Source organism: Janthinobacterium sp. OK676, from assembly GCF_900103595.1.
GTDB lineage: Bacteria > Pseudomonadota > Gammaproteobacteria > Burkholderiales > Burkholderiaceae_D > Janthinobacterium.
Genome location: NZ_FNHA01000007.1, coordinates 271108 through 293377 on the forward strand (window position 1 = coordinate 271108; position 22270 = coordinate 293377).

Sequence of the window (22270 nt, forward strand, 5' to 3'; positions counted from 1 at the left end):
CTGTCGCCATATCCGACCGGCCGCCTTTCGCGGCCGGTCTCACTTTACGAATAAAGAAGGCCCGCTATGCCATTTTCCTCACTGGGTCTGATTCCCGCCCTGGTCCGCGCCGTCGACAAGGCCGGCTATGCCGCGCCGACGGCCATCCAGGCGGCCGCCATTCCCGCCATCCTGCGCGGCAGCGATGTGCTGGGCGCCGCGCAGACGGGTTCCGGCAAGACGGCCGCCTATGCGCTGCCGCTGCTGCAGGCGCTGATGGCGCCCGCATCCGGCCCGCGCCAGGTGCGCGCGCTGATCCTCGTGCCCACGCGCGAGCTGGCGGCGCAGGTGGGGCAGACCGTGCACGCGCTGGCCAAGCCGCTGCCCGTCAAACTGAAGATTTCCGTGCTGTTCGGCGGCGTGTCGATCAATCCTCAGATGATGGACTTGCGCGGCGGCGCCGATATCGTCGTCGCCACGCCGGGCCGCCTGCTCGATCTGGTGCGCCAGAACGCCGTCAAACTGGGCGGCGTGTCGCTGTGCGTGCTCGACGAGGCCGACCGGCTGCTCGACATGGGTTTTTCCGAGGAGATCAACGCCATCCTCGCGCTGCTGCCCAAGCAGCGGCAAAACCTGTTCTTCTCCGCCACCTTCCCCGACAGCGTGCAGGCGCTGGTCGACGGCCTGCTGAAGGAACCCGTGCGCATCGAAGTGGCGTCCGAACCGCAGGACCAGCCCGACATCGTGCAGCGCGCCATCACGGTCGACGTGCCGCGCCGCACGCAGCTGCTGCGCTACCTGATCCTGCAGCAGCAGTGGGATCGCGTGCTGGTGTTCGTCGCCACCAAGTACGCGGCCGAACACGTGGCCGACAAATTGCAGCGCGCGGGCCTGCACGTGGGCGCCTTCCACGGCGAATTCAGCCAGGGCACGCGCAGCCAGCTGCTGGCCGACTTCAAGGCGGGGCGCTTGCAGGTGCTGGTGGCCACCGACGTGGCCGCGCGCGGCATCGACATCGCCGGCTTGCCGGCCGTCGTCAACTATGACTTGCCCCGTTCGGCCGTCGACTACACGCACCGCATCGGCCGTACGGGCCGCGCCGGCGAAAGCGGCACGGCCATCAGTTTCGTAACGGCCGATACGGAAGCGCATTTCCGCCTGATCGAAAACCGCAACGACTTGCGCATCGTGCGCGAAGTGGTGGCCGGTTTCGAGCTGACGGAACTGCCTACGCCAGTAAACCCCGTCACGGATACGGTCAATGGTGGCGTGAAGGGGGCGCGGAAAAGCAAGAAGGACAAATTGCGCGAAGCGGCAGCCATGGCGGCGAAAACGGCCGAGGGCAATTAAATCCTCCTTATGTGCGCTAGCCGCTTGAATGACCACGCTTCCCGGACTAAGATTGTGTTTCTATAAAGCAAGGGGACGGGAATGCACAGGAACATGATCAAACGGGTGGCCGCTGCCGCCTGCATCGCGGCGCTGGCCGGTTGCGCCGGCATGGGCGGCAAAAATGAGGGCAGCGGCATGCAGATGCCGGGCAAGGCGCCCGCCGACGCCGCCGTGGCCGCCACCTGGTACAACCCGCCCAGCGAATTTCCCGGCATTTGCCTGACCCAGTTCAAGGATGGCAGCCTGCGTTTCGATGGCGGCTTCGCCTTCTACAATCCGGGCCGCTGGGCCTACGATGGCGCTACCTCCGAACTGCGTTTGCAACTGGCGCCGACGCCATCGTTTGAACTGTCGCACGCGCAAATCGTCCAACACATGAACCTGCTGCGCATCGAGGCGGCCAAAAATACGCTCGTGTATGGCGTGAAAGCCGACACCAAGGCCATCGGCCTGGGCGGCTTTGTGTTTTACCGCGACACGCCTTGTCCGGCAAGGCGCGGATAAGTGCTGGATAAGTGCCGGATTAGTGTCATACGGGAATATTTAGTCGTATAATTTCAAGGCAAGCTGGCTGCCGCGCAACATGGTCTCGCGCGGCAAATTCTCCTTCCAGGCAAGCTCCGATATCGCCATGGCGATGAGAGGATGGTCCGATGGATGTGTACGACGAGCATGACATGCCAGGGACGGCGGTGCCTGCGGCGGCGCCGCGCACCTTGCTGCTGGTCGATGACGAGCCGAATATCCTCGCTTCCCTCAAGCGCCTGCTGCGGCGCGACGCCTACCATATCCTCACGGCCGGCAGCGGCCAGGAAGGGCTGGACGTGCTGGCCAGCCATGCCGTCGACGTCATCGTGTCGGACCAGCGCATGCCCGGCATGCTGGGCGCCGACTTCCTGCGCAAGGCCAAGCTGCTGTGTCCGCAAACCATACGCATCATGCTGTCGGGCTATACCGAATTGCAGGCAGTCACGGACGCCGTCAACGAGGGCGCCATCTTCAAGTTCCTCACCAAACCCTGGGAAGACCATCAGCTGCGCGAGCATATCGCCGAAGCGTTTCGCCTGAAGGGCATCGACGACGACAATGTCCGTCTCAATGCGCAGCTGCGCGAGGCCAACCAGGCGCTGGCGGCGGCGAATGCCGCCATGCAGGCGCTGGTGCACCAGCAGCAGCACCAGATCAGCCGCGATGAGGTCAGCCTCGGCATCGCGCGCGAATTGCTGCAATTTCTGCCGCTGCCCGTGATCGGGCTCGATGAAGACGGCATGATCGCCTTCATCAACGCGGCGGCGGCCAATCTGTTCGAGCGGGGCGCGGCCCTGCTGGGCAACGAGGCGGCGATCGTCTTGCCGCAGCTGTTCGACGGGCAGGGCGCACCGCGCCTGGCCGCCATCGATGGCCAGCCGTACGCCGTGGCCGTCCATCCGATGGGCCTGCATTCGCGCTCGCGCGGCAGCCTCGTCACCCTCAGTCGTCATGGAGTGGTACATGAGTGAAAGCGTGAGTGAAAGCGGACGCGAGATTTCCATGGAGCAGGCGCAGGAAGGCATGGTGCTGGCGCGGGCGTTGAACGACGCCAGCGGCGCCGTGCTGCTGGCGCAGGGCGCCACCCTGACGGCGGCGAATCTGACGGCCTTGCGCAGGCGCAATGTAGAGCGCTGCCACGTCGTCATGGATGAGGTGATCGACCCCGCCGCTCAGGCGCACGCCGAGCAGGAGCGGGCCCGCCGGCTGGAGCGGCTGGCCGTGCTGTTCCGCGCCACGCCGCCCGATTCCGCAGGGGCGGAACTGCTGGCGCTGCTGCAGCGCTACCGGCAAGGGAGCGTCACATGACACGGCTCAGCTTTGAACACATCATCCGCCAGATACAGGAACTGCCCTCGCTGCCGGTGGTGGTGCTGGAGCTGCTGTCGAGCATGGACCAGGACGACACGGACGTGCACGTGCTGGCGCAAAAGATCGAGCTGGATCAGGCCCTGGCGGCGAAGACCCTGCGCATCGCCAATTCCTCGTTTTACGGCATGCAATCGAAGGTCACCAGCATTCCGCAAGCCGTGTCCGTGCTGGGCTTTCACAGCATCCGCACCGTCGTCACGGCCTGCGCCCTGACGGGCAGCTTCGCGCACGTCAGCGGCGGCTTCGATTTCCAGGCGTTCTGGCGCCATTCGCTGGCCACGGCGATTGCCGCGCGCCTGCTGGCGCCGCACTTGCGTGTCAATCCCGAAACGGCGTTCACGGCCGGCCTGCTGCACGACCTGGGCACCCTGGTGCTGGTGACGCGCTTCCCGGCCGAGCACGCGCTCGTGCGTAGCTACCGCCAGGCGCATGACTGCCAGATGGCCGAGGCGGAACTGGCCGTCATCGGCATCGACCACGCGCAGGTGGGCAGCGCCCTGGCCGCCTACTGGAAGTTTCCCGAGGCGATACAGCAGGCCGTCGCCGACCACCACAGCATCGACCGCCTGGCAGCGGGCGGCTTGCCGCTGGCCGTGCACCTGGCCAATGCCGTCGCCTTGGCGCTCGACCTGGCCGGCGTCGACGATGCGCTGGTGCCGCCCCTGTCGGAGGGGGGCTGGCGCAGCGTCGCTCTGGACGAGCAGGCCTGGCTGGCGCTGCTGCGGCAAACGGAACACACCTTCGATGAAATGTCGCGGATCATGCTGGCATGAACAGGATAGAGGCCATGGAAACAGACGCAGGGCAGACGCTGCCCGCCACGCCGGAACGCCGCCAGGGCGACACCATCGCGCTATCGGCATTTTTCGATGGCCATCCCGTGGCCACGTTCGCCATCGACACGAACCACGTGGTGACGCACTGGAACAGCGCCTGCGAGCAGCTGCTGGGCTTTACGGCCGCCGAGATGGTCGGCACGCGCGAGCACTGGAAGGCGTTTTATCCGCAGCCGCGCGCCTGCCTGGCCGATTTGCTGGTGGCCGACGATATCGCGCTGGGCGAAAACGACCTCTACCTTGGCAAGCTCAAGCGTTCTTCCGTGATTCCCGGCGCCTACGAGGCCGAGGATTTCTTTGCCGATATCGGCCCCGACGGCCACTGGCTGCATTTCACGGCGGCGCCCCTGCGCGACCGCCAGGGACGCCTGGTGGGCGCCATCGAAACCCTGCGCGACGTGAGCGAGCGGCGCCTGGCGGAACTGGCGCTGCGCAAGGCGCACGACAACCTGGAACACCTGGTGGCCGAGCGCACGGCCCAGCTGGCGGACATGAACGAGCGCCTGGCCGACGACATCCGCCAGCGCCAGATCGCCGATCTGGAATTGCGCGAGCGTAACTTGGCCCTGACGGAGTTGAACAGCAAGCTGTCGCTGGCGCAGCAAAAGCTGCTGCAGTCGGAAAAACTGGCTTCGATCGGCCAGCTGGCCGCCGGCGTGGCGCACGAAATCAACAATCCCATCGGCTATGTGTTTTCCAACGTCGGCACCCTGGAAGGCTATCTGGATGACCTGTTCAGCATGCTCGACGCCTACGAAGAAGCCGAGCCGGCCGTCGCCGACGCCGTGGTGGCGGCACGCCTGCGGGCGCTGCGCGAACAGATCGACCTGGACTTCCTGCGCACCGACATTCCCATGCTGATGGGCGAATCGAAGGAAGGCATTTCTCGCGTGCGCCGCATCGTGCAGGACCTGAAGGATTTTTCGCGCACGGATGCGCACCAGGAGTGGGTCTGGGCCGACCTGCGCCAGGGCATCGATACCACGCTCAATATCGTGAATAACGAGGTCAAGTACAAGGCCGACGTGGTGCGCGAGTATGGCGACATTCCCGACATCGAATGCCAGCCTTCCGAGCTGAACCAGGTGATCATGAACCTCGTCGTCAACGCGGCCCACGCCATGGGCGAGGAGCGCGGACGCATCACCCTGCGCACGGGCAGCGACAACGCGACGGAAGTGTGGATCGAGGTCGAGGACACGGGCGGCGGCATCGCGCCCGAACACCTGTCGCGCATCTTCGACCCCTTTTTTACCACCAAGGCCGTCGGCAAGGGCACGGGACTGGGCCTGTCGCTGGCCTACACCACGGTACAAAAGCATCACGGCCGCATCGACGTGCGCAGCGTCATCGGCAGCGGCACCACCTTCCGCATCACCTTGCCCATGCGCCAGGCGCAGGCCGTCGCACCATGACCGAACAGGACAGCATGAACACGAGCACCAGCGCCAGCATCGCGGCCGCGCCACCCACCATCCTGTGCGTCGACGACGAACCGAATATCCTGTCGTCGCTGCGCCGCCTGTTCCGCCCGCACGGCTACCGCGTGCTGACGGCCGACGGCGGCGCGGCCGGCCTGGCCCTGCTCGAGAGCGAGACGGTGGACCTGGTCATTTCCGACATGCGCATGCCGCACATGGACGGCGCGCAATTCCTGGCCCAGGTGCGCCAGCGCTGGCCCGGCACCATCCGCCTGCTGCTGACCGGCTATGCCGACATCCAGTCCATCCTCGACGCCATCAACCAGGGCGAAATCTACCGCTACGTGACCAAGCCCTGGGACGAGAACGATATCGTGCTGGTGGTGCGCCACGCGCTGGAACGGCGCGCGCTGGAGCAGGAAAAACTGCGCCTCGAAGCGCTGACGGCCAGCCAGAACGTGGAACTGCAGGCGCTCAACGCCAGCCTGGAAGCGAAGGTGGCCACGCGCACGCAGCAGCTGAAACAGTCGCACGACGAGGTACAGGCGGCCAACGAGCGCCTGAAGGCCACGTTCGTGACGACCATCAAGGTGTTTTCCAACCTGATCGAAATGCGCGGCGGCAAGCTGGCCGGCCATGCGCGGCGGGTGGCCGATCTGTCGCGCAAGCTGGCGCAGGCGCTGGGCCTGGAAGGGCAGGACGCGCGCGACGTGTTCATCGCGGCCCTGCTCAAGGATATCGGCAAGCTCAGCCTGAGCGACGACGTGCTGGAGCTGCCGGCCAGCGCCTGGACGGGCGAACAGCTGGCCGCCTTCCGCAAGCATCCGCTGCGCGCCGAACAATTATTGATGGCGCTCGACGAGCTGCGCGCCGTTTCCGTGATCCTGCGCTCGCAGCTCGAGCGCTTCGACGGCGGCGGCTTTCCCGATGGCCTCGTGGGCCTGGCCATTCCGATGGGCGCGCGCATCCTGGCGCTGGCGTCGGACTACGACGGCTTGCAGATCGGCGCCATGGTGCAGCGCAGCCTGCGCGCCGAGGAGGCTCGCACCCTGATCTACGACAGCGTCGGCAAGCGCTACGACCCGGCCGTGGTGGCCGCGTTCCGCGCCATCATGGAAGAGACGGAGCCGGCGGCGCGCGACCTGACGGTGCTGTCGGGCCAGCTGGAACCGGGCATGGTGCTGTCGCGCGACCTGATCAGCCGCGACGGCCTGATGCTGCTGGCGGCCGAACACGTGCTGACGGCCCGCGTGATTTCCCAGCTGCTCGATTTCGAAGGCAAGAATGGCGGGCGCCTGAGCATCCGCGTGTATGTGCCCGTGAAGGAAGGTTAGGGCGCTGCCTGGGCTGCCGGCGGCGTGACGGGCAGGTGCACGGTAAAGCGCGTGCCGCGGCCCACTTCCGAGGCCACCTCGATGCGTCCGCCGTGCTTGTTGACGATGCCGTACGACAGCGACAGGCCCAGGCCCGTGCCGCTGCCCACGGCCTTGGTGGTGAAGAACGGTTCGAAGATGCGGTTCAGGTGCTCGGGCGCGATGCCTGCCCCCGTGTCGCCGATCTCCACCCACACCCAGTCGCCGGCATGGCCGGTGCGGATGCTGATCACGCCGTCGCTGCTGATGGCCTGGCCCGCGTTGACGAGCAGGTTCATGAATACCTGGTTCAGCTGCGAGGCCAGGCACAGTATCTGCGGCAGTTCGCCATAGTGTTTCTCGATGCGCGCCTTGTATTTCAATTCGTTGGCGACGATATTCAGGGTGCTGTCCAGGCCCGCATGCAGGCTGGCCACTTGCCAGTCCGTCTCGCCCACGTGGGAAAACTCCTTCAGCGCCTGCACGATGTCGCGCACGCGTTTCAAGCCATCCATCGATTCGCGCACGAGGTCCACCATGTCGTCCTGCAGGAAGGCCAGGTCCGCCTGCTCGCGCACCTGGGCCACGCGCGCGGCCAGGGCCGGGCCATCGGGTGGCTCGCGCATCGCCGCTTCATACTGGGCGATGACGTCGAACAGGGTGCCCACATAGCCTTGCAGCGAACTCATGTTGGAGTTGACGAAGCCGATCGGGTTGTTGATTTCATGCGCGATGCCGGCCGCCAACTGGCCGATGGAGGCCATTTTTTCCGATTGCAGCAGCTGGTCGTGCGCTTCCTGTAACTTGCTGATCAGTAGTTGCTGCTCTTCGCCGCGCGCCTGCAGCATCGCTTCCATGCGCTTGCGTTCCGTGATATCGGTCAGCGAGCCGATCACCTCGAATGGCACGCCATGCTCGTCGCGCACGAGGCGCAGGCTGTCGTGCATCCACAGATAGCTGCCGTCGCGCACGCGGAAGCGGTATTCGTAGGCGCGCGCCCCCTCGACGAAGATCTGCGCCAGGCTGGAAAAGATGCCGGGCGCATCGTCGGGGTGGATGTGGTCGAACCAGAAGTTGGGATCGGCCACCATCTCCTCGGGCTGGTAGCCCAGCACATTCAAGGCATTGTTGCTGACGAACGTCATCTTGAAGTCGCCGCTGGGCACGGTGCAATAGATGATGGAGGGCGTATTGTCGAGCAGGTATTGCAGGCGCACGGCCGTGGCCGCTGACGCATCGTCGCCAGGCGCCGCGCCGGCATGGCGGCCGGTATCGGGAGTGGAAAGGTCGAAATCCTCGAACTGCATCGTCACACCTCGCTGCCTGCACGGCATAGCTGTCATCCTGGCTCGATTATGCCTGATTCCGCCTGCCTTGGGCCGCCCTCGAAGCGTTCAGGGAGCCAGCGGCTGTTCGACGACCGCCATGCGCCGCGCGATCTGCTGTGCCGCCTGCGTATCGCCCGCCTGTTCGGCGCGCAGGCGCTGCACGCCCAGCCAGGCCAGCAGCGGACGGCGCCAGCCCTGGTCCGAGGCGGTGGCGACGGCCGTGTCGAGCAACTCCGGCGTGGCGCGGCCCGAGCGCAGCAGCACGCCGGCCGCCACCAGCTGCGACAGCGGGTCCTTGATGGCCGCCACGGCGCTGGCGGCGGCCGTGTCCGAGCCGGCGCTGGCGGCCGCGCGCTGCGCTTCCGGCAGCAGGGCGGCGTCGGCCGCCTGCGCCTTGCCGGCCAGCCAGGCGGCATACGCGCGGTCGGCGTCTGTCGCGTCGGCCTGCAGGGCGTCAAAGCCGACGCAGTCCTCGAAGGCCAGGCTGGCCACGCGCGCAGCGCAGCGCAGCAGTTCGATGCGCGCCACCAGTTCGAGCTTGCCCGTGCCGGCCACCTGGCTGCGGGCGCGCCGGAATTCCGTCTGCTCGACCAGGGCGTTGCCGCTCAGATAGGCCGATTGAAACCGTTCGACGGAACTTTGCGCATTCATTTTCCAGTCCGGCACGGGCGGGCCGCTGGAGCAGGCGGCAAGGGCTGCCAGGGCCAGGGCGGACAAGGCGAGATTGAGTTTTCTCATGGCAGTTTGATCTCCGGATTGCGCTTGAACGGCCATTTGCGGTTGATTTCATTGACCAGCTGTTCGACCTTGCGCAGATTGCTTTCCACGTCGGCGCGCAGCGGGCCCAGGTCGGCTGTCGCCGCCTTGGCGTTGGCGCCCACGGCTTGCGCTTCGACCAGCACGGCGTCGACTTTTTTCAGGCTGTTGCGCGTGTCGGCCAGCAGGGCGTTCAGCTGCACGATGGTCGCCTGCGCATCCGTCATGACGCCCTTGTCGCCAAACACGCGCGTGTCGGCATTGGCCACCAGGCCATTCGTGCGGCGCGCCAGCTGGTCCGCCGTGATCAGCAGGGCGTTGGCCCGCTCGATCAGCAGGCGCGACTGCTTGTCGTCGCCCGTCAGCAAGCCCATGGCGCCGCCCGGACCGCTGAGCTTGCCGGTGACGGCCTGCACGTTGCGCATGGTGCCGTCGAGCGCGGAATCGGTGCCCGTCAGGTTGCCCAGGTTGTTCAGCAAGTCTTTGGCGGCGGCCAGCAGGCGGGGGATTTCCGCCGCCATGTCGCCCACCAGCAAGTCGCGCGTGGCGTCGTCGGGCAGCGGCGGGTCCGTCAGGATGCCGCTGTAGGCGCGCAGCTTGGCGCCACCGACGATACCCCGTTCCAGGGTGAAGATGGAGCTGGTGCGCAGCCAGTGCGCGTCTTTGCGCGGCACGTCGATGATGACGCGCGCGCGGCCGTCAGGCGCCAGTTCGATGCGCTGCACGCGGCCGATGGGAAAGCCGGAAAAGGTCAGGTCGGCGCCCACGCCCACGCCGTCCGAATCGTCGGCCGTCAGCACCAGGGTTTGCGTGGCTTCGAAGGCGCCGCGCGCATACATCAGGTAGACGACGGAGCCGACCACCAGCACGAACATGAAGACGAGCAGGATGGCCGCCTTCAGTTCGGCGTGGCGCACGGGCGGCGGGGCGGGCAAGACGGCGTCGGGCGCCGTGACGTCGGTCTGGTCGGGATTTGGAGGTTGGCTCATGGCTTCTGGCTCTGGTATGGATGGATCAAGGTTAGCTGGGGGTGGCGGGCATCAGTAGTAATTGCCCATCAGCGAAGCCACTTCGACCAGCAGGATGACGGAAAACAGGCGCAGCATTTCAGACAGTCCGTGCGCGGCCCACAGGCGGTTGCGCCGGCCGTGCGGCTCTTCCGGATAGTAGGAGGAGGCCAGCGGGATCAGGGCCACGGCAAAGCTGAAGAAGATGACCTTGAGCGCTAGGATCAGTGCCACGGCCGGATTGAAGATTTGCCCCACGACGCGCGTGTAGCCTTGCAGCGCCCACGGCGTAAAACCGTAGATGGTGATGTAGGCGAGGACCAGCGAGGTGACGCAGCTGACGATGGCCAGCATCCACACGGCGAAGATGCCAGACATGACGCGCGGAAAGTATTCGCGGCGCAGCAGGTCGACGCCCTGGCGCTGCATTTTCTCAAGCATGCCGGACGAGCGCATTTGCGCGAACGCAATGCCGTCGGGCAGGGTCAGGCGCAGCGCGACGAACAGGGCGGCCGTCAGCGGTATCAGTTCCAGCACCAGCACGCGCACCACCATTTCCAGCGCATAGCGCGACAGGCCGTAGCTTTGCGCGCTGACGACGACGATGCGGATCAGCACCAGGCTGACGAGCGCGCAGGCCACGCTGAACCACACGAGATTGGGCGCCGTGTTCGTCACCAGGCGGTGCGCGAGGATGGGGCGGTTGTCGCGGTTATAGCTCGACGGCGACAGGGCCAGCGAAAACACGAGGATGGCGAAATGCAGCATGCGCCACCAGCTGACCAGCCAGGCCATGGTGGCCCGGTGCAGGCGGCGCAGGCTGATGATGAGGGAGACGGATAGGGTCATCATGGCATCTTAACATCAGGCCGTCCCGGCTGGCAGGGCTGGCGTGCGCGGGCCGCTCCCGCCGCTATTGGCTGCCTACGCTGGCGACGCTGTGGATAATCGCGTCGGCCGCCGCCCGCACGCGGGCCGAGCGGCTCAGGTCGGCATGCATGACCAGCCACACGTCATAGCTTTCCGCCCGCTCGGGCCAGATGCGCACGAGCTGCGGGTCGATGTCGCCCAGGTGGGTGGCCAGCTCGGCCACGCCCAGGCCCGCGCGCGTGGCTTCCTGCAGCATGGCCGCCGAATTCACTTCCATGGCAACCCTGGCGTTGGCGACGGATTCGCCGGCGATTTTCTCGCCATGGCGCGGCGTCACGGAATGGTGGTAGATGACGATGTCGTGCCCTGCCAGCGCCGTGCCGCGCACGGGCTCGCCCCGTTCGGCCAGGTAGCTTTTCGACGCATACAGGCCCAGGCTGCGCTTGACGAGGTGGCGCGAGATCAGGTCGGGGTCGGTGGGGCGCACGCCGCGCACCGCCAGGTCCGCTTCGCGCCGCGTCAGGCTGGCCAGCGCGGGCGCCACGTTGAGCACGATGCGGATGTCCGGATGGGCCGCGTGCAGCTGCTGCATGGCGCGGATGACGAAATGGCTGGCCATGGTGTCCGTGGTGGCCACGCGCACCAGGCCGGACAAACGGTTGTCGACGCCCTGCATCTCGCGCTGCAGCTTGTCGGCCGCCCGCTCCATCGCTTCGGCCGCCGTGAGCGCCAGCTCGCCGGCCGGCGTGGGCACGTAGCCCGACGGCGTGCGCAGGAACAGGGTGGCGCCCAGCGAGCTTTCCAGCGCGGCCAGGCGGCGCCCGCAGGTAGCTTGGTCGATGCGCAGCAGGGCGGCCGCGCCGCGCAGGGTGCCGGCCCGGCCGATGGCGAGGAAGATGCGCGCGTTATCCCAGTCCATCCGTTTCCTTGTGGTAGGTGATGCATTTTTGCATCAAGGTGCCGATTTTATGCCTGTTTACTGCATCGTGCAACGCTCGCATAATGGCTGCCCCGCTGTCTTTGCAAGGAATACCATGTCCGCCCCCACACCGCGCCGCGCCAGCGGCTTGATCCTATTGACCCTGGCTTTCGGCTTCGTCATGGCCATGCTCGACGTCACGGCCGTCAACGTGGCCCTGTCCGATATCGCGCTGGACCTGGCCATACCGCTGACGGGCCTGGTCTGGGTGGTCGACGGCTACACCCTGACGTTTGCCGCGCTGCTGCTGGCTGGCGGCGCGCTGGCCGACCGCTACGGGCCGAAAGCCGTGTACCAGGGCGGCCTCGGCGTCTTCATTGCCGGTTCGATCCTGTGCGGCGCCGCGCCCGACGGGCATTTTTTAACGGCCGCGCGCCTGCTGCAGGGCGCGGGCGCGGCCCTGTTCATGCCCAGTTCGCTCAGCCTGCTGACGCACAGCTTCGACGACGAGCGCGAGCGCACGCGCATGCTGGGCGCCTGGTCGGCGCTCGTGGGCGTGGCTGGCGCGTCCGGTCCATTGATCGGCGGCATCCTCGTGCACGAGTTTGGCTGGCGCAGCGTGTTCTGGGTCAACGTGCCGCTGGGCGTGCTGGCCATCGTCATGGCGCAGCTGCTGCTGGCCGCGCCCGTGCGCCAGCCGCGCGATCTATCCCTGTTCAGCCATGCGCTGGGCGTGGCGGCGCTGGCGGGCCTGAGTTTCGTGCTGATCGAAGGACCCGTGCTGGGCTGGCTGTCGCCCGGCGTGCTGGCGGCGGGTGCGCTGACGGTGCTGTCGGCCGGGCAATTGCTGCGGCGCGAGCGCAGCGGCAGCCATCCGCTGTTGCCGCGCGCACTGTTTCACAGCAGTAGCTTTGGCGCGGCCAATGGCGTGGGTTTCCTGATCAATTTCTGCGTCTTCGGCCAGCTGTTTTTATTGAGCCTGTTCCTGCAGCAATCTGGCGGCGCCGATGCCTTGCAGTCGGGCTTGCGCCTGCTGCCCATGATGGCGGCCTATACGGTAGGCAATTTCATGGCGGGAAGTATTGCGGCCCGCCATGGCACGCGCTTGCCCATGCTGGCCGGCTTGCTGGTGGGCGCCGTGATGGCGCTGTTGCTGATGGGCTTGCGTCCCGGCACGCCGTTTGCGCTGCTGGCGCTGGGCACGGCCGTCATGAACGTGGCCATCGGCATCGCCATTCCCGCCATGACGGCCACCGTGATGCGGGTGGCCGGCAAGCAGCATGCGAACAGCGCGGCGGCGGCCCTGAATGCGAACCGGCAGATCGGCGCCCTGGTGGGCGTGGCCCTGATCGGCAGCATCCTGCACATGGTGCAGGACTGGTCGCTGCGCTTGCCGCTGGCCTACGCGACGATTGCCGTCGCGTATGGCCTGGCGGCGGGCCTGGTCTACCGGCATGTGCATCTGCCGAAGGTCGTGGCCGCCTGACAGTTTATTGCTCGCGCGTGCTGCGCCATTCCACCAGTTCTTCGATGGTGAGGATCGGCATGCCGTGCAGTTCGGCAAAGCGCTCGATATCGTCGCCGCGCATCATGGTGCCGTCCGGGTTCATCAGTTCGCACAGCACGGCGGCCGGGTTCAGGCCCGCCATGCGCGACAGGTCGACGGAGCCTTCCGTGTGGCCGCGGCGCTCGAGCACGCCGCCGGGCGCGGCGCGCAGGGGGAACACGTGGCCGGGGCGCACCAGGTCGGCGGGCTTGGCGTCCGGGGCGATGGCGGCGCGGATGGTGGTGACCCTGTCGGCGGCCGACACGCCCGTCGTGACGCCGTCGCGCGCCTCGATGGACACCGTAAATGGCGTGCCGTAGCGGCTGCCATTGTCTGACGACATGGGCGGCAACTCCAGCGCGCTGACGACGTCCGTCGGCAGGCACAGGCAGACGATGCCGCTGCATTCGCGGATCAGCAGAGCCATGGTTTCGTGCGTGATTTTTTCGGCAGACAGGATCAGGTCGGCTTCGTTTTCACGGTCGAAATCGTCGAGCAGGATGACGGGGATGCCGGCGCGCATGGCGGCCAGGGCGGATTGAATGCGACCTTCGAGGTCGTTGGAAAGCAGGGTATAGCTGTTGACTAACATGGTGAAACGCTCCTCGCATAGGCGAAAAACGCTGCAGGGCAAGCGAATAGACGCAGCCGGCCGCATCGACAGGTCGAGCGGACATCGCGTTTACTGCACATCTTCTTTCATCCGGACTATACCGTCGGCCCCGGAATCACACCGGATCTGCTGACCCTGCCAAACGAGGTTGGACAGGCGCTCGCGGGCTTGACCGTTGCCGGTCTTACCGCCGGTGGGGAATCGCACCCCGCCCCGAAGACGTATTGTTGTGCCGGTCCACATGACCGGCGGCAATACTTTAGCACAACTGAAAAAATCTGGCGGGGCACTGCCGAGTTTGTTATCCGGTCAAGTTGCCCGGGGAAAGCCGTTTTTCCTAAGCTGTTTTTAATGGCGGAAACACGATTTCAGTGTAAGGTACGCTTACTGAATCTTACCGTTGAGAATACATGAAGCTGAGTAAATTACGCCTGGTCTCGGGCGCCGTCTTGCTGGCGTGCGCCTGCATGGCGCAAGCAGAAATCCGTTTGAGCGATCCCTTGCCGCTGGCACCAGAAGTAACCGTTGGAAAACTGCCGAACGGCTTGACCTATTACATCAAGAAAAATGCCCGTCCCGCGCAGAAAGTGGAATTGCGCCTGGTAGTGAAAGCCGGTTCCATCCTGGAAGATGACGATCAGCAAGGCCTGGCCCACTTCACGGAACACATGGCTTTCAATGGTTCCACGCATTTCAAGCGCAATGAACTCATTTCGTATCTGCAATCGATCGGCGTGAAGTTCGGCGCCGACTTGAACGCCTACACGAGCTTCGATGAAACCGTGTACGTGCTGCCGATTCCCACGAACAAGAAGGAAAACCTGGAAAAGGGTTTTCTCGTGCTGGAAGACTGGGCGCATGGCTTGAAATTCAACCCGGCCGACATCAACAGCGAGCGCGGCATCGTGCTGGAAGAGGCGCGCCTGGGCAAGGGCGCCAGCGACCGCATGAACAAGGTCTTGTATCCGAAGCTGCTGAACGGTTCGCGCTACGCGGAACGCATGCCGATCGGCAAGGAATCCGTGCTGAAAACGTTCAAGCCGGAAGCCATCAAGCGTTTTTACAAGGATTGGTACCGTCCCGACCTGATGGCCGTGATGGTGGTTGGCGACGTGGAGCCCAGGCAGGCGGAAGCGATGATACGCCAGCATTTCGGCAAGCTGAAAAATCCCGCGAAGCCGCGTCCGCGTCTGTATGCGGAAGTGCCGCAGCGCTCGCAAACGGAAGCGCTGGTGATCACGGACAAGGAAGCGCCCGATGACAGCGTCTTCATCCGCTACCCGATCCGCGCCGCGCAGGAGCCCGTCACCATTGCCGACTACCGCCGCCAGATGATCGAAAACCTGTACGGGCACATGCTCAGCGCGCGCATGCAGGAATTGACGCAGCAAGCCAATCCCCCGTTCATCCAGGGCGGCAGCAGCATGGGCAAGCTGGTGCGCGGCTATGAATCGTTCAGCGCGTATGCCTTGCTGGGCAAGGGCGGCGTGCAGCCGGCCGTCGATGCGCTGGTGCAGGAAGACGAGCGGGCGCGCCGCTTCGGTTTCAGCCAGGATGAGCTGGACCGCGCGCGCAAGGACATGCTGCGCAATTACGAGCGCGCATACAGCGAGCGCGACAAGTCCGATTCCTCCGGCTTCGTGGCCGAGTATTCGCGCAACTTCCTGGAGCAGGAAGCCATCCCCGGCATCGCCAATGAATTGTTGTACGCGCAGGAACTCTTGCCGCAGGTAACTCTGCAGGAAATCAACGAGACCGTGGCCAAGGTGATTCCTGACCAGCAAAAGAAACTGGTGGTCTTCATGGGCGCCGAGCCGAAACCGGGCGCCAGCGTGCCGACGCAGCAGCAATTGCTCGACGCGGTGGCAAAAGCCGAGCAGCAAAAGGTCGAGCCGCGCACGGAAAAAGTCCTCGCCAGCAAGCTGATGGACGGGCCGCCTGCCGGCGGCAGCATCGTCTCGGAAAAATTGAACAGCGCCGTCGGCGTGACGGAACTGATCTTGGGCAATGGCGTGCGCGTGTTGCTGAAACCCACGGACTTCAAGAATGACCAGGTGCTGATGGGCTCGACCCGCTTTGGCGGCCAGTCGCTGTTCGGCGACGCCGACATCTACAACGCCCGCTACGCGAGCGCCGTGGTCGGCAGCATGGGCTTGCGGGACCTGGCGCCGCTGGACTTGCAAAAAGTGTTGGCCGGCAAGACGGTCAACGTGGGCGCTTCGCTGGGCGAACTGAGCGAAGGCTTTGGCGGCTCGGCCAGCAGCGCCGACGTGGAAGCCATGCTGCAACTGGTGTACCTGTATTTCAATGACGTGCGCAAGGATGCGGGCCTGTACCAATCCTTCATCGGCAAGCAGCAGGACCTGGCGAAAAACAGCATGGCGCAGCCGGAAGCCGTGTTTTACGATGCCATCCAGCACGCCATGTTTGGCGACAACCCGCGCGTCGACGGCGTGCCGCGCGCGGCCGACTTCGACAAGGTGGGCCTGGACCGCTCGCTGGAAATCTTCCGCCAGCGCTTTTCCAGCGCGCGCGACATGACCTTCATCTTCACGGGCAGTTTTGATCTCGGCAAGATCAAGCCGCTGATCGCCAGCTACCTGGGCACCTTGCCCGTGGGCGAGGTGGCGCACGCCTACCGCGACGTGGGCATGCGTCCGGTAAGCGGCATCGTCAAGAAAGATATCTACATGGGCAGCGAGCCCAAAAGCACGATTTCCATCACCTTCAATGGCGACGTGGCGTATTCGGACGAGCAAAAGCTGACCCTGCAGGCGCTGGGCGAGGTGCTGAACCTGAAAGTCATCGAAGTGCTGCGTGAAAAGATGAGCATGATCTACGGCGGCGGCTTCGAAACCTCGATGGGCCAGCATCCGTACGGCCATTATTCGGTGGCCTTGAATTTGCCGACGGGACCGGAAAACGTGGACAAGGTGATCGCCGCCGCCTTTGCCGAAATCAACAAGATGAAGACGGACGGGCCATCGGCGGCCGACCTGGAAAAGGTCAAGCTGAACTGGATCACGCGCCAGCAGAAATCCTTGCGAGAAAACAACTACTGGATGAATCAGTTGATGGGTTCCGTGACGCAGGGGCGCGACCCCGCGCACATCCTGCGCTACGAGCAGCGCGTGCGCGCCATCACGCCGCAAGCCGTCAAGCTGGCGGCGCAACGCTACCTGGACATGCACAATTATGTGCAGGTGGTGTTGTATCCGGAACGCAAAAATATTGCTGCCAAGTAATTCTCATATTGGATCAGCATGGGCGGCAGCGTGGCGAAGCTGTTAAACTGCCGCTTATTGATGTGATCGCAATTTAACAAGCAAGGAATGCACGATGGCTAAGAAAGAAGAACTCGATCCGGAAACCCTGGAATTGATCAACTGGTGTATCGAAGTCGAAGGCTTCCTCGTGGCTGGCGGCGCCACTGTGGCGCAGGCGCAGGACCATATCGAAGAGCAGGTCGAGTGGTTTACCGACCAGTTCTACGACGGCTTGACGCCGGAAGAGGCGGCCAAGGAAGCCTTGGCCTGATCCTCTGACAAGACTCACAGCGGGCGGTGCCTGCCGGGCACAGCCCGGTAGCGCCGCCCGTTTTGCTTTTCTGAAAAGATTTCTATCGGGCAATAATTTTCCTATTTATTTCCAGGCACCCATGACACTCCGTTCGCGCATTCTCCTCCTGTGCTTCAGCACCTTGCTGGGCATCGTCCTCATCGCTTCATTCTCCCTGTATTCCTTGCGCCAGACCATGATGGCGGAAAGGGTCGAGCAATTGACGGTGCTGGTGGAACTGGCCAACGCCTCGGTGGAAAAGGCGTACGCACTGGAACAGTCGGGCAAGCTCACGCGTGAGCAGGCGCAGCAGCAGGCCAAGCTGGCCATCGGCAGCTTCGCCAAGGACGAGATGTATTATTTCGTGCGCGATTTCAGCACGGACTTGCTGTACGTGCACCCGAATGCGTCGCGCATCGGCGTGCCGCAAAAGAACATGAAGCAGTCGGGCGACCGCTACCGCGCGGCCCTGGCCACCAGCCGCATCGGCCTCGTGCAGGCGGACGGCACGCGGCCCGGCTTGCCTGATCCGGTGGCGAAGATGTATGCCGTGGTGAAATTTGCACCGTGGGACTGGCTGATCGGCACGGGCACCTATATCGACGACATCAACCACAAGTTCTGGGCCCAGGCGGGCGTGCTGCTGGCCATCGGCGGCGCGCTGATGCTGGTGGTGGGCGCCCTGGCGGCCCTGATGCTGCGCCGCATCCTGGGCCAGCTCGGTGGCGAACCCGACTATGCGGCGGCCATCGTGGCGCAAATCGCCCAGGGCGATCTGACGACGCACATCGATACGCGCCCCGGCGATACGTCGAGTTTGCTGATGGCCATCAAGGCCATGCGCGATAACCTGGCCCATCTGGTGAGCCAGGTGCGCACCGATGCGGAATCGATTTCCACGGCGTCGGGCGAGATCGCCTCGGGCAACCACGACCTGTCGGCGCGCACGGAGCAGCAGGCGGGATCGCTGGAAGAAACGGCGTCGACCATGGAAGAGATGACCTCGACCGTGCGCCAGAATGCGGACAATGCGCGCCAGGCCAACCAGCTGGCCATTTCCGCCTCGCAAGTGGCGACGCAGGCGGGCGGCGTGGTAAGCCAGGTGGTCGACACCATGGGCGCCATCAATGCTTCGTCGAAAAAGATCGGCGACATCATCGCCGTCATCGACGGCATCGCCTTCCAGACGAATATCCTGGCCCTGAATGCGGCCGTGGAAGCGGCGCGCGCAGGCGAGCAGGGCCGTGGCTTCGCCGTCGTGGCCAGCGAGGTGCGCAACCTGGCCCAGCGTTCGGCCGCGGCCGCCAAGGAGATCAAGCAATTGATCGACAGTTCCGCCGAGCAAGTGGGCGCCGGTGAAAAACTGGTGGCGCTGGCGGGCGAAACGATGGAAAAAGTCGTTTCCAGCGTGCAGCACGTGACCGATATCGTGGCCGAGATTTCGTCTGCCAGCGCCGAGCAAAGCGCCGGCATCGAACAGATCAACCAGGCCATCGTCGAGATGGACAACATGACGCAGCAAAACTCGGCCCTCGTCGAGCAGGCCTCGGCGGCGGCGCAAGCCATGAACGAGCAGGCGGCGGGCCTGGCGCAGATCGTCAGCGTGTTCAAGGTGGGTGCGGTGGCAGGGGCGCCGCGTCCGGCGCCGGCGGCCCAGCGCCGCTTGGCCCGCTAAGTTTTCGTTATAGCGGGAACTTATCGCCTGGCCATCTGTCAAATTCTTCTTGGTCCTTAGCGGACGTACAGTAGAGGTAAGCATGACAGATGGTTTTTCCTATCACGCGGCATTTGCCCGCAACCTGGGCTGGGTCACGCAGGCGGAGCAAAACAGCTTGCGCGGCAAGCGCGTGGCCATCGCCGGCATGGGCGGCGTCGGCGGCGTGCACTTGCTGACCCTGGCGCGGCTGGGCATCGGCGCTTTCCACATCGCCGATTTCGACACCTTCGATATCGCCAACTTCAATCGTCAGGCCGGCGCCATGGTCTCCACCCTGGGCCAGCCCAAGGTGGCCGTGCTGGCGCAGATGGCGCGCGACATCAATCCCGAACTCGACATCAAGCAGTTTCCCGACGGCATACACGACAGCAACCTGGCCGAGTTCTTTGCCGGTGTCGACCTGTACGTGGACGGCCTGGATTTCTTTGCCTTTCCGGCCCGTCAGGCCACCTTCGCTGCCTGCGCCCGCCTCGGCATTCCCGCCATCACGGCCGCGCCGCTGGGCATGGGCACGGCCGTGCTCAGCTTCATGCCGGGCGGCATGACGTTCGAAGAGTATTTCGGCTGGGGCGACTTGCCCGAGGAAGAGAAGGCCTTGCGCTTTCTCGTCGGGCTGGCGCCGGCCGGCTTGCATGCTCGCTACCTGGTCGACCCGTCGGCCATCAATCTGAAGGAGCGGCGCGGGCCGTCGACCATCATGGGGTGCCAGCTGTGTGCGGGCGCGGCCGCCACGGAAGCCCTGAAAATTTTGTTAAAACGCGGCAAGGTGATGGCGGCGCCGCACGGCGTGCATTTCGACGCCTACCGCAACAAGCTCGTGCATACATGGCGTCCCGGCGGCAACCGTCATCCGCTGCAGCGCCTGACGATGGCCATCATCAAGCGGCGTCGCGCCGCACAGGGGGCATAAATGGCGCAAGCACTGCTGAACGATCCCGTGCTGGAAAACATCCTCGACCAGGCGCGCTGGGCCCCCAGCGGCGACAACACGCAGCCGTGGCGCTTTGAAGTCGTCGACGCGCGCCACGTGGTCGTGCATGGTTTCGATACGCGCAGCCATTGCGTGTACGACCTCGACGGCCATCCCAGCCAGCTGTCACTGGGGGCTTTGCTCGAAAGCATGGCGCTGGCGGCCAGTTGCCACGGCTTGCGCATGGAGGCGCGCCGGCGCCTGTCCATGCCCGACACCTTGCCCACCTTCGACGTGCGTTTGGTCGACAGCCCCGGCATGCTGCCCGATCCGCTGGCGGCCTTCTTGCCGCAGCGCAGCGTGCAGCGGCGCCGGCTCAGCACGCGCAGCCTGCGCGCCAGTGAAAAGGCGGCGCTGGCGGCCAGCTTGCCACCGGGCTACTCAGTGCAGTGGTTCGAAGGCGGGCGCGCGCGCCTGGCCTGTGCCCGCCTGATGTTCGACAATGCGAAGCTGCGCCTGACCATGCCCGAAGCGCACAAGGTGCACCGCGACGTGATCGAATGGGGCGCGCGCTACAGCAGCGACCGCATCCCGGAGCAGGCGCTCGGTGTCGATGCGATGACGGCGCGGCTGATGCGCTGGGTCATGCACAGCTGGCGCCGCGTGGATTTTTTCAATACCTGGCTGGGCGGCACCATCGCCCCGCGGCTGCAGATGGACTTGCTGCCGGGCCTGTATTGCGCCGCGCATTTCGCGCTGCTGGCCGATGCGCCGCCGCGCCATGTCGACGATTATGTGGCGGCCGGCCGCGCCATGCAGCGATTCTGGCTGACGGCCACGCAGCTGGGGCTGCAATTGCAGCCGGAACTGACGCCGCTGATCTTTGCCCGCTACGTGCGCGAACGGCGCACTTTTTCGCGCACCGATGGCATGCAGGAAATGGCGCAGGAACTGGTGGTGCAATGCCAGGGCGTGCTGGGGGCGGCGGCGGTCGAGCGGGCCGTGTTCCTCGGGCGCATCGGTGCGGGGCCGGCGGCCGGCGCGCGTTCCTTGCGCCGTCCGCTGCAAGAGTTGCTGGTGGCGCCCACTGCTGGGCCATAAAGGCACGCAGCCTGCGTCAGCGGCGCCGCCGTGGCGCCAGGCAAGCGAGCGCTGCCAGGCCCGCCGCCAGCAGCGGCAAGGTGCCCGGCAGCGACACGGGCGTAACGCCAGGTACGTAGGCCAGCTCGGAACTGTTCAGCATGTTCAGCACGAGGGTATAGCTGCCTGCCACCAGCTTATCCGTGACGGCGCCATATTGCCCGCCGCACGTCTTGCCGGCGCCCGTGCCCGTGGGCGCGCCGCAGCCGCTGGGGTCGTAGGTGAATACGCTGCCGCCGGTGAGCGGCGTTTGCGCGTAGCCCGCATTGAGGTTGGCGGCGTCGGCCAGTTCGGTGCCGCCCAGGATACCGGAGCCCAGGCTGCCGTCGGGCGCCCAGTTGAAAACGATCTGGCCATTGCCATCGATGATGGTAAACGTCATCGCCATATTCGCCGTGGCCGCCGAGTCCGTGCCAGCCAGGGCATCCAGGTACAGCTGCATGAAGGGCAGGGCCTGGAAGTCGAAGGCCAGGGTCGCGCCCGGCTGGCCGACGACGAAATTGATGGCCAGGGCCGTGCTGGAACCATTGCGGCCCGAGGCGTCGGCGCTGCCGCCGCCCGTGAGAAAGGTTTCCGCCGCATTCACCGTATGCGTACTGGTCGAGCCCGGCGGAAACGGGGGAATCTGCGAGCTGATGATTTGCGCCTCGCCGCGCGCATAGGCGGCGTTGCCCATGCCTTGCTGGGTAAAATCATTTTGCCCCTTGGTGACGGCGCCGCGTGTCGCTTGCGGCGCGTCGATCTCATTGCTGCCGCCATTGATGATGCTGCTGCCGTTCAGCGTGGCGGTGGTGCGCGACAGGTCGATGTTGCTGAGCAAGGTAGTGGAGCCGGTGGGATTGCTGATGACCAGGCCAAAGACGCTGGTGTAGGAATAGCCATACGCGGCGGCGCTGGCGGTGCCGCTGCTGGCCAGGAACAGCAAGGCCAGCAGGGCCGTTGGTAATCGGATGCAAGAAAATGTAGTCATGAAAATCCTCATCTCCTGGTCGGCCGTGTTGTAAGGAAAACCGACAGGCTTGCTACA

General features: G+C 65.1%; 20 protein-coding genes and 1 riboswitch. Of the genes, 13 read left to right on the top strand and 7 right to left on the bottom strand.

The window, feature by feature from the left end; all coding sequences use genetic code 11:
* The first annotated feature begins 66 nt into the window (after nucleotides 1–66).
* From BLU39_RS16045 to BLU39_RS16075, 7 genes are all read left to right on the top strand, one after another.
* A complete protein-coding gene (locus tag BLU39_RS16045; protein WP_092714620.1) occupies nucleotides 67–1329 on the top strand; it encodes a DEAD/DEAH box helicase in 1263 nt (420 codons plus the stop codon).
* 81 nt (nucleotides 1330–1410) lie between these two features.
* Nucleotides 1411–1875, top strand: a complete 465-nt coding sequence (locus BLU39_RS16050) for a hypothetical protein (RefSeq protein ID WP_139178312.1) — start codon at nucleotides 1411–1413, stop codon at nucleotides 1873–1875.
* A gap of 149 nt (nucleotides 1876–2024) precedes the next feature.
* The gene (locus BLU39_RS16055) at nucleotides 2025–2870 is read left to right on the top strand and encodes a response regulator (protein ID WP_092714624.1); all 846 of its coding nucleotides are present in this window, start codon (nucleotides 2025–2027) and stop codon (nucleotides 2868–2870) included.
* The gene (locus tag BLU39_RS16060) at nucleotides 2863–3207 is read left to right on the top strand and encodes a hypothetical protein (RefSeq protein ID WP_092714626.1); all 345 of its coding nucleotides are present in this window, start codon (nucleotides 2863–2865) and stop codon (nucleotides 3205–3207) included. The genes BLU39_RS16055 and BLU39_RS16060 overlap by 8 nt, the downstream gene beginning before the upstream one ends.
* Nucleotides 3204–4043 carry an HDOD domain-containing protein gene (locus tag BLU39_RS16065; protein WP_092714628.1) on the top strand — a complete coding sequence of 280 codons (840 nt, stop codon included), beginning with the start codon at nucleotides 3204–3206 and terminating at the stop codon, nucleotides 4041–4043. The genes BLU39_RS16060 and BLU39_RS16065 overlap by 4 nt, the downstream gene beginning before the upstream one ends.
* Nucleotides 4044–4057: 14 nt before the next feature.
* Entirely contained in the window at nucleotides 4058–5521 is a 1464-nt protein-coding gene (locus tag BLU39_RS16070; RefSeq protein WP_092714630.1) for an ATP-binding protein, read from the top strand.
* A gap of 14 nt (nucleotides 5522–5535) precedes the next feature.
* A complete protein-coding gene (locus BLU39_RS16075; protein ID WP_092714760.1) occupies nucleotides 5536–6861 on the top strand; it encodes a response regulator c-di-GMP phosphodiesterase, NosR family in 1326 nt (441 codons plus the stop codon).
* Here BLU39_RS16075 and BLU39_RS16080 read toward each other — a convergent pair.
* From BLU39_RS16080 to BLU39_RS16100, 5 genes are all read right to left on the bottom strand, one after another.
* Nucleotides 6858–8186, bottom strand: a complete 1329-nt coding sequence (locus BLU39_RS16080; protein WP_092714632.1) for an ATP-binding protein — start codon at nucleotides 8184–8186, stop codon at nucleotides 6858–6860. The genes BLU39_RS16075 and BLU39_RS16080 overlap by 4 nt on opposite strands.
* An 87-nt stretch (nucleotides 8187–8273) precedes the next feature.
* Nucleotides 8274–8945: a hypothetical protein gene (locus BLU39_RS16085; protein WP_092714634.1), complete on the bottom strand. Its 672-nt coding sequence runs from the start codon at nucleotides 8943–8945 to the stop codon at nucleotides 8274–8276.
* Nucleotides 8942–9952, bottom strand: coding sequence for an MlaD family protein (locus BLU39_RS16090; RefSeq protein ID WP_092714636.1), 1011 nt, complete (start codon nucleotides 9950–9952; stop codon nucleotides 8942–8944). The genes BLU39_RS16085 and BLU39_RS16090 overlap by 4 nt, the downstream gene beginning before the upstream one ends.
* Nucleotides 9953–10003: 51 nt before the next feature.
* Entirely contained in the window at nucleotides 10004–10819 is an 816-nt protein-coding gene (locus BLU39_RS16095) for an MlaE family ABC transporter permease (RefSeq protein ID WP_175539338.1), read from the bottom strand.
* Between the two features lie 64 nt (nucleotides 10820–10883).
* Nucleotides 10884–11759 carry a LysR family transcriptional regulator gene (locus BLU39_RS16100; RefSeq protein WP_092714640.1) on the bottom strand — a complete coding sequence of 292 codons (876 nt, stop codon included), beginning with the start codon at nucleotides 11757–11759 and terminating at the stop codon, nucleotides 10884–10886.
* Between the two features lie 115 nt (nucleotides 11760–11874).
* On the opposite strand from BLU39_RS16100, the gene BLU39_RS16105 reads away from it, so the two are divergent.
* The gene (locus BLU39_RS16105) at nucleotides 11875–13245 is read left to right on the top strand and encodes an MFS transporter (protein ID WP_092714642.1); all 1371 of its coding nucleotides are present in this window, start codon (nucleotides 11875–11877) and stop codon (nucleotides 13243–13245) included.
* Nucleotides 13246–13249: 4 nt separating this feature from the next.
* Here the strand turns inward: BLU39_RS16105 and ribB are convergent, their stop codons facing one another.
* A complete protein-coding gene (gene ribB, locus BLU39_RS16110; RefSeq protein WP_092714644.1) occupies nucleotides 13250–13897 on the bottom strand; it encodes a 3,4-dihydroxy-2-butanone-4-phosphate synthase in 648 nt (215 codons plus the stop codon).
* Nucleotides 13898–13992: 95 nt separating this feature from the next.
* Nucleotides 13993–14143, bottom strand: a riboswitch (FMN riboswitch).
* A gap of 185 nt (nucleotides 14144–14328) precedes the next feature.
* Here ribB and BLU39_RS16115 point away from each other — a divergent pair.
* From BLU39_RS16115 to BLU39_RS16135, 5 genes are all read left to right on the top strand, one after another.
* Entirely contained in the window at nucleotides 14329–17163 is a 2835-nt protein-coding gene (locus BLU39_RS16115; RefSeq protein ID WP_092714647.1) for a M16 family metallopeptidase, read from the top strand.
* Between the two features lie 94 nt (nucleotides 17164–17257).
* A complete protein-coding gene (locus BLU39_RS16120) occupies nucleotides 17258–17455 on the top strand; it encodes a hypothetical protein (RefSeq protein WP_010399555.1) in 198 nt (65 codons plus the stop codon).
* A 121-nt stretch (nucleotides 17456–17576) separates the two neighbouring features.
* A complete protein-coding gene (locus BLU39_RS16125; protein ID WP_092714649.1) occupies nucleotides 17577–19151 on the top strand; it encodes a methyl-accepting chemotaxis protein in 1575 nt (524 codons plus the stop codon).
* Nucleotides 19152–19233: 82 nt separating this feature from the next.
* Entirely contained in the window at nucleotides 19234–20103 is an 870-nt protein-coding gene (locus tag BLU39_RS16130; RefSeq protein ID WP_092714651.1) for a ThiF family adenylyltransferase, read from the top strand.
* Entirely contained in the window at nucleotides 20104–21204 is a 1101-nt protein-coding gene (locus BLU39_RS16135; RefSeq protein WP_092714653.1) for a nitroreductase family protein, read from the top strand.
* Between the two features lie 16 nt (nucleotides 21205–21220).
* Here BLU39_RS16135 and BLU39_RS16140 read toward each other — a convergent pair whose 3' ends face one another.
* Entirely contained in the window at nucleotides 21221–22213 is a 993-nt protein-coding gene (locus tag BLU39_RS16140) for an EDSAP-1 family PEP-CTERM protein (protein WP_092714656.1), read from the bottom strand.
* Nucleotides 22214–22270 lie beyond the last annotated feature (57 nt).

Bases quoted from the DNA above. Each gene is read 5' to 3' on its own strand.
- BLU39_RS16045 (WP_092714620.1), top strand. From the start codon at position 67: ATGCCATTTTCCTCACTGGGTCTGATTCCCGCCCTGGTCCGCGCCGTC.
- BLU39_RS16050 (WP_139178312.1), top strand. From the start codon at position 1,411: ATGCACAGGAACATGATCAAACGGGTGGCCGCTGCCGCCTGCATCGCG.
- BLU39_RS16055 (WP_092714624.1), top strand. From the start codon at position 2,025: ATGGATGTGTACGACGAGCATGACATGCCAGGGACGGCGGTGCCTGCG.
- BLU39_RS16060 (WP_092714626.1), top strand. From the start codon at position 2,863: ATGAGTGAAAGCGTGAGTGAAAGCGGACGCGAGATTTCCATGGAGCAG.
- BLU39_RS16065 (WP_092714628.1), top strand. From the start codon at position 3,204: ATGACACGGCTCAGCTTTGAACACATCATCCGCCAGATACAGGAACTG.
- BLU39_RS16070 (WP_092714630.1), top strand. From the start codon at position 4,058: ATGGAAACAGACGCAGGGCAGACGCTGCCCGCCACGCCGGAACGCCGC.
- BLU39_RS16075 (WP_092714760.1), top strand. From the start codon at position 5,536: ATGAACACGAGCACCAGCGCCAGCATCGCGGCCGCGCCACCCACCATC.
- BLU39_RS16080 (WP_092714632.1), bottom strand. From the start codon at position 8,186: ATGCAGTTCGAGGATTTCGACCTTTCCACTCCCGATACCGGCCGCCAT.
- BLU39_RS16085 (WP_092714634.1), bottom strand. From the start codon at position 8,945: ATGAGAAAACTCAATCTCGCCTTGTCCGCCCTGGCCCTGGCAGCCCTT.
- BLU39_RS16090 (WP_092714636.1), bottom strand. From the start codon at position 9,952: ATGAGCCAACCTCCAAATCCCGACCAGACCGACGTCACGGCGCCCGAC.
- BLU39_RS16095 (WP_175539338.1), bottom strand. From the start codon at position 10,819: ATGACCCTATCCGTCTCCCTCATCATCAGCCTGCGCCGCCTGCACCGG.
- BLU39_RS16100 (WP_092714640.1), bottom strand. From the start codon at position 11,759: ATGGACTGGGATAACGCGCGCATCTTCCTCGCCATCGGCCGGGCCGGC.
- BLU39_RS16105 (WP_092714642.1), top strand. From the start codon at position 11,875: ATGTCCGCCCCCACACCGCGCCGCGCCAGCGGCTTGATCCTATTGACC.
- ribB (WP_092714644.1), bottom strand. From the start codon at position 13,897: ATGTTAGTCAACAGCTATACCCTGCTTTCCAACGACCTCGAAGGTCGC.
- BLU39_RS16115 (WP_092714647.1), top strand. From the start codon at position 14,329: ATGAAGCTGAGTAAATTACGCCTGGTCTCGGGCGCCGTCTTGCTGGCG.
- BLU39_RS16120 (WP_010399555.1), top strand. From the start codon at position 17,258: ATGGCTAAGAAAGAAGAACTCGATCCGGAAACCCTGGAATTGATCAAC.
- BLU39_RS16125 (WP_092714649.1), top strand. From the start codon at position 17,577: ATGACACTCCGTTCGCGCATTCTCCTCCTGTGCTTCAGCACCTTGCTG.
- BLU39_RS16130 (WP_092714651.1), top strand. From the start codon at position 19,234: ATGACAGATGGTTTTTCCTATCACGCGGCATTTGCCCGCAACCTGGGC.
- BLU39_RS16135 (WP_092714653.1), top strand. From the start codon at position 20,104: ATGGCGCAAGCACTGCTGAACGATCCCGTGCTGGAAAACATCCTCGAC.
- BLU39_RS16140 (WP_092714656.1), bottom strand. From the start codon at position 22,213: ATGACTACATTTTCTTGCATCCGATTACCAACGGCCCTGCTGGCCTTG.